Here is a 6,710-nt window from a genome sequence, read left to right as displayed (position 1 = left end):
TTAATTAATTATTTTATAAACTTTTTGACCGCAAAAAGTTACAAAAACGTCCGCCACCCGTATAAAACAGTCATTCGTTTTTTTGTTCGGGAGTAAACATCCCTCAGTCAAAACTCATTTGCCGTTTCAACCTTTCCAAAGTTTGCGAGGTGTTGCGGAACTCGCTTCGCTCAAACAGTCCTCACACTATATCCCGCAAACTTCGGGGTTTCCACTCTGTTTTATAATGGTGCGGTCTTATTTTAAAGTAACTCTCCCCGTCTGAAAGACAGGAAACGAGCCTCCCCAGTAGTAGGGACGTGGCCTGCCACGTCCGTAAGAAAAAAGTATCTCAAGCAAGTAGGGACGTGGTCTGCCACGTCCGCAAACAACAAAGGTTTGCACGACAATGCAAACCTTTGTTATCTCTAATTAGACTAATAAGACTAATTAGTCCAATATAAAAACTAACCTACTCCTCAACAAAAATTGGAGTCAGGCGAGTCATATATTGAGTATATTTTTTCACAACATTGACATCCTCTTCTGTGATAGTCTGCTCAATAACCAAGTCAGTTTCATCTAATTTCTTAATAACAAACTTACTATCTCCATATTGGTCAATAAGTGTGAAATTGCCATCCTCGTATGTCCAAATACCAAAAAGAAGATTTTTACTATCGGTAATCATTCCGTCAGGATTTACCTCTAACATATTCCATTCGTAACTACCATCGGCTTTGAATTGGTTAACGAAAGTGTATTGGCTGACGTCTAAAACTTCAGGCTCTCTTGCATCTCCATACTCAGTTACTTGATACTCTGTTTTTTGTATCTTCCATGTACCTACAAGAAGAATTTTAGTAGCATCATCTTCTGTACAAGACGGGAATACAAAAGCACTTAATATAATAGCCAACAGGCTAAAAACTTTAAACTTTTTCATTGTCGTATTCTTTTATTATAAATAGTAAGTTAATGCAATTCTACAACCAAGGTTTTGAGTTCCATAAAGCAAAGCACAACTTCCGGGACTTACAACATCGGTAACTTGTTCAACTTTACCTGTGTTGGCACTGAAACCTTCGTAAGTTGCGTATGTTTTAGGTTGGAATGTAACCATAAGGGGAGTGAATGTCATTGATACTCCAAGTGCAATTTTTGGAGCAACAAAGAACTCAAGACCTGCATCTGCCTGAACTCCCAAACCATGTATATAACCTGAGTTGTAACGCTCTACTGGGCGAGCATAGTCAATGCCAAGTTTGCTTTTGAAATCATCAAGAGTACCTTTTGGTGTTGTCATAGGCATTGAAGATGGAACATGGTTAAGGTCGGTCATAGCGTTTCCGTAGTCAAAAACCATTCTGCCACCAGCAAATGCGTACAAGAGGTCAAATCCGTAAACAAACTTAATTTTTGGTGAGCCAACTTTACCCTCCCAACCAACTGAGAGCGAAAGGCTGTTAAGTCTTGATGTTATGGCATCAGTAACTTTGTTTTGTGATTCGGGGTTAAGAGCAACGGCAAGGTCGTCTTGAACATACTCGCGGTATTTAACAACACTACCATTAAATCCAAAGCCAAATCTTAAAGCGCTCTTATCGGTTGTGTAGTATTTAAGTCTTAAAGCAGCCAAAGGGTCTTGAGCAAGAATAAACATCTGTTTTGGATTTCCTGCCAAGTCGCTGATATACTCTCCTGCAAAATCGCCGGGGGCTGGTTGGCACGACATACTATATGCAAGAGAGGCGGGGTTAAAGGTAACGCTGATACCCAAATCGCCCTTTTTGCTGTCGTATGAAGTTGTTTGAGCATATACACCATTTACTAAAAGAAACAGTGCTGCCAATAGTGTTAATATATATCTTTTCATAGCGATATTTTTAATCGATTATACTATTAAGGTTGTTTCATTCCGTCTTCTCCAAAGTTTGCTGCAGGAGTTATGTCAAGTTGGAAGTTGTAAGCCGAACCACATGCAATGTCAGCCTCTTTCTCTCCAAAGAAGTATGTCTCGCACGAAACTTTTTTACTATCCTTATCGGTAGTATAAGACTCGCCATACATCGAAGACTCAACCCTTACGTTAAGAGTTTTTCCAACTGGGCAACCAAGTTCTACTTTAAAGAAAGCATCGTTATCAACTGCAACAGTTTTTAGAGCATATGCTGCAACTTTACCTTTATCATCGGGTACTCCGTAGAAGATATTTACCTTGTGACCGGGAGCAACAAGTTCGGGATCCTCCTGTGCAAGATTTTTGTTAAGGGTGATGTAGCGTACATATCCCATAACTGTAACCTTTGTCTCTAATACATCTGTGCTTAACTCTGTTTGTTCGGTACATCCTACCAATGCAAATAGTATTGCAGATAGGCATAATAAAGAAAACTTTTTCATATCTGTATATCTGTATAGTTATTAAAATTATTCGATCCTGAATGTTAAATTACATGTGAATGTTCCAAAATCACTCATTGAAAGATTGTTGTATGTTCCTGTGTAGAATAGCATGTCTCTGTAAAATGGATGCTCGCGGCTACTGTTATCAGAGGTCCAGTTTAGTTCATACCACAGACCTGTGTATATCAACTCCGATGACTTTTCATCGTATGTAGAGCCAACGTTTGCATAGGTCTCTATCGATTCGCTGCCATAACGGGTAACAGTTAAACTTCCACCATTTTGCACTGTACCATAGTTTGTTCCGCTGTTATATCCAATAAAGGTAAAACTTCTTATTCCCATTGATACGCTAATTGTTGCTCCTGTGCCATATTTGGCACTGATTGATATGCTTCCTGTTGTTGGAGCAAGAGCATTAACAATTAGAATTTCAGGCTCCATTGAGTTTGTATAAATTGATAAATTACTGTTGCTGCTTGTTGCTGTATATGTTTGCCCTATTTCTTCAAGGAATAATGATCTGGATAACTCGTCATCATTGATGAAAGCCGCATCAACATACTCTCTATAGAATGTTTTTTGAACAGTTGCAACTGAGGGTGTAGTCTCATCTGTACTGGTACGAACAACTGCCAATTTAAAGGCACTGCTTTTAACTGAACGAACCCTTGTGGTAACTGTTGTGTTGTTTATAGTAGCAGAAATATCGGTATATCCGTGACCTTTTGCAGTTACAACACCATTCTCAACTGTGGCAACCGAAGTGTTTGAAGATTTCCATGTGGCACCACTCAAATCGTTCTCTTCATCGTTAAGATCTATTAGAGTAAACTCTATTGTTTTGTTAAATTTAGAGACACTTCCGTCAGGAGTGATAATGTTCATATATGTTGAAGTCTTATCATTTGCACTCTTCTCAAGAGAGAGATTCATCTGTGCAGGGATAATCTTAAGAGTTGCCTCGCCACTTACGCCATCAACACTTGTTGCGGTAACGGTAACATCGCCCGCTTTCAATCCCTTTATAGTGTTGGTCTCCTCATTAAACTCAACATAACTTGAAGGAGAGAAAGACCAAGAGATCTCTTTAATTGAAGCATTTGAAGGAGTAATAGATGCACTTACTGTTGTAGTTTTCTTTGCCTCAATAGTGCTATTGCCCAAATTTACTTTTATTGATTTAACTGGGATATACTCTTTTACAACAATAGAGCAACTCTCTTTGAAGTCGGCAGCAACACCAGTTAGGGTTGTTGTACCATTTTTGAGAGCAGTAACATAAAGAACTCCATCTTCAACCTCAGCCGTAGCAATATCTTCATCTGCAACACGCCACTCAATTGTTGAGATAGAGCCATTCTCAGGCTCTATGCCAGTAACATCAACCTTAACACGTTGGTCAATGTAGGCATTTATTGAGTTTGGAAGAGTGAACGATGTTACCTCAACAGGATTTACTCTAACCTCAACCGAAGCCGAAACATTACCTGCGTATGCAGTAATAGTTGCAACACCTTCGCCCTCTGCCGAAACCTTTCCGTTTCTGACTCTTGCAACACTCTTGTCGGTTGTCTCCCAAGTTATCTCGGCAACATCTTGCATATCGGTAGGAGTGATAATATATGTAATTACAAAATCTTCTCCCTCGTCAAGAGTAATCCTGCCATTACGTACGTTAGTGAATTGAATATCTTCAATCTCTCCACCCTCTTCATCGCTACACGATGTAGTACTTACTGCTACCGAAGTTAAAATAAAAGCAGGTAGCAATAGATACAATAATAGTCTAAAAGTCTTCATATTAGTGTAATTAATTATTAGTTTGTCGTAATAAGTTAATAGTTCCTTGCTATAAACACGAACTATATTACGCAAAGTTAAATTAAGTTAACACCCGATGTTTTTGCAGTGTAGTAAATAAAATATACGAAAGGGTAAAAATTTTATACAATCTTTTACTCTTCTCCCTCTTCATATTCCTTTATGTAGTACAGAAAGAAGTTGTGGTTTAATGCGTGTGAAATACGCAGAAGTAAATCGGTGTTTATTGATTTTTGGCGGAAGATATAATATACGTTGGGACGCTCGCAATTAATCTTTTTTGCAAGCCAGGCAGGAGTTCTCTCCTGTAGTCTCATTTCCTCTTCGATGAGTTTGCCAATGTGTATCATAAAGAAAGGCGGAACCGTTTGTTACAAACCTAAAACTGAGGTACCGCCAAGCACCCTTGATACAGATAAGCACAAACAATCCACGCCTTGGGGGCATGAACCATTCTGAAGTGCTTATTCCCGTATCTAAAAAAATTGGCGGTTTTCAGTTTTGAGAATAATTACTTAAAGTTCAATTTTTTAAAGTGTTTAAATTTTATCTATCTCCTCTATCCCTACTATCTTTTTCTCGTATCTATCTTTTTAAATTATTACTATAAAATTTGTTTTACCTATTGAAGTTCAACAAAATTGTATTTGAGTGCAAAAGTATGAAAAATCAATATAACCACAAACAAAACACCCCAATAATATATTCAAACCACTAAATATCACTCATTTTCATTTTTTTTATCTCCTAAACGATTTGCCTGTAAATATTATTACGCTCATCATCTCGTTAAAGCGGTCGGCAATTCTTGTTCCGTACTTCTCTTTTATCTCCTTTGCCGTTAGATTGGTTGATATAACAGTAAACAGTTGCTCATTGTATCGGTGTTCAAGCACCTCTATTACAGGGTTTAGAATATTGCCGTAGTCGAGTTTTGTTGTAGGCTCTTTTCCCATATCCTCTATTGCAAGTAGTGGAGAGGTTTTACACTCTCTCATTCTGTCGGCAACCTCTCTTGCATCTACAATGGGCATACCATACTCCACTAAATTTCTTAACTTCAAATATACAAGCGAGTTTTGCAATGCTCTTACAAGAGTTGTTTTGCCATTACCGCAAGTACCGCAAAGAACTATTCCTGTTTTGTGCGACTTTGCTGTTAGTGCATCTGCCATTTTTTTGATGGCAGAGTTCGTCTCCTCACTCTCCTGATACTTCATATTGCGTGATGCAACCTCAGCCCTATATGCAGCCGTTAGCAATATTCTGACCTCTTCTGGGGGTAAGTTAATCTTGAAGCCAGTCCGAGTAATCCTCTGCTGAAGTAGCACTGACATCAAATCCGATATCTTTTTCGTAGTTACGTTGTTTTGATTTTCCATTTGTTCTCTCCTTTCTATGCTCTTTTTTGTGTTGTTGAAGTTGTATCCTTAGCCAATCTACAAAATGTGCTTTAATATCAGCATCATTTGCGTGAGTAGTGTTTTTGCATTTTTGTTCAAGTTCAAAATCATCAATATATCTCAGCAACTCATCTTTTGTCGTTTTAAATCGCATCAATATATTCTTTTGCCAATTTTGGTTATCTCTTAAATCTTGCGTTAACTCTACTTCGCTTGTATGCGATATAGTGTGTGTGATATTATTATTTTCTTTTATTTCTTTTTCTTTTCTTTTATTTGCATCATTTTGCTTTGCATTTGCATTGAGTTTGCATTTATTCTCTGATTTCCAACGAGTTTCACTTGCCTTTCTGCGTTGTTGGCTAACCTCTTTTTGTTTCTCTAATCGGGTATTTACAGCACTGCTCCAAAACTCAACATCGTTGTGTTCAAACAAACCACTGCACTCAATTATGTTTTGTACTACATTTGTATCAACGTGTAATACAAATGCAATACTTTTGTATGCCGATATAGGCAACCTTCCACCTTGCTCATATAAATGTTCTATGAGACACCAGTAGATACCAACACCTGCCACGCCATACTCTGCCAACAGCATTTGTATTTTGGGATCGTTTCTTGCTCCGTAATCGTGAGGAAAGTAATATGCTCTCTTTGCCATTCTCTTAATTCATTAACTGCTATTTCTAATATTTTTGTTTGCTCACAAAAATAGATTATAGTTTAGTGCGTGTAGTGGTATAATTATATAAAGAGTTGTTAGTTGTTAGAAGTAGGGAGGTCTCCTATGCGACGGAGGGAAACAGTGCCCAGCACGACGGAGTTGGTCTGAAAGACCTGGGAGAACTTGTTCTCCTACTTAATAGCCGTAGGTTTTCAAACCTACGGAAAAAGAGATATGCCACACCACCTCACCGTCTTTGCAGACGGATAAAGATTATTCATCAATAACCACGGACTATGTGGCACGCTCTTTGTATTATAACAATATATGGGATAGAAGAAATGGATAAAGTTTTTTGTGGATTAACTTGACAAAATGAATGACCTTTATTATTTTTGAAACAGATTGAGATAAATACTACATGCTATTAA

At 37.9% G+C, this 6,710-nt stretch carries 7 protein-coding genes; all 7 read right to left on the bottom strand.

Annotation, left to right across the window (positions count from 1 at the left end; genetic code table 11):
- Positions 1-451 precede the first annotated feature (451 nt).
- The gene (locus tag IKK64_02220; GenBank protein MBR4118877.1) at positions 452-925 is read right to left on the bottom strand and encodes a hypothetical protein; all 474 of its coding nucleotides are present in this window, start codon (positions 923-925) and stop codon (positions 452-454) included.
- Positions 926-940: 15 nt separating this feature from the next.
- Entirely contained in the window at positions 941-1,855 is a 915-nt protein-coding gene (locus IKK64_02215; protein ID MBR4118876.1) for a hypothetical protein, read from the bottom strand.
- 26 nt (positions 1,856-1,881) lie between these two features.
- The gene (locus tag IKK64_02210; protein ID MBR4118875.1) at positions 1,882-2,382 is read right to left on the bottom strand and encodes a hypothetical protein; all 501 of its coding nucleotides are present in this window, start codon (positions 2,380-2,382) and stop codon (positions 1,882-1,884) included.
- A 27-nt stretch (positions 2,383-2,409) separates the two neighbouring features.
- Complete coding sequence (locus tag IKK64_02205; GenBank protein MBR4118874.1) at positions 2,410-4,188, bottom strand: Ig domain-containing protein; 1,779 nt, start codon at positions 4,186-4,188, stop codon at positions 2,410-2,412.
- Between the two features lie 155 nt (positions 4,189-4,343).
- Positions 4,344-4,559 (bottom strand): XRE family transcriptional regulator, encoded by a 216-nt coding sequence (locus IKK64_02200; protein ID MBR4118873.1) that lies wholly within the window; start codon positions 4,557-4,559, stop codon positions 4,344-4,346.
- A 390-nt stretch (positions 4,560-4,949) separates the two neighbouring features.
- Positions 4,950-5,546, bottom strand: a complete 597-nt coding sequence (locus IKK64_02195; GenBank protein MBR4118872.1) for an ATP-binding protein — start codon at positions 5,544-5,546, stop codon at positions 4,950-4,952.
- On the bottom strand, positions 5,497-6,276 hold the full coding sequence (locus IKK64_02190) for a DUF4373 domain-containing protein (protein ID MBR4118871.1): 780 nt from the start codon (positions 6,274-6,276) through the stop codon (positions 5,497-5,499). The genes IKK64_02195 and IKK64_02190 overlap by 50 nt, the downstream gene beginning before the upstream one ends.
- Positions 6,277-6,710: the final 434 nt, after the last annotated feature.

The sequence above is a fragment of the Bacteroidales bacterium genome (assembly GCA_017521245.1).
GTDB lineage: Bacteria > Bacteroidota > Bacteroidia > Bacteroidales > G3-4614 > Caccoplasma_A.
This window is presented reverse-complemented; position numbering and strand designations above follow the sequence as displayed.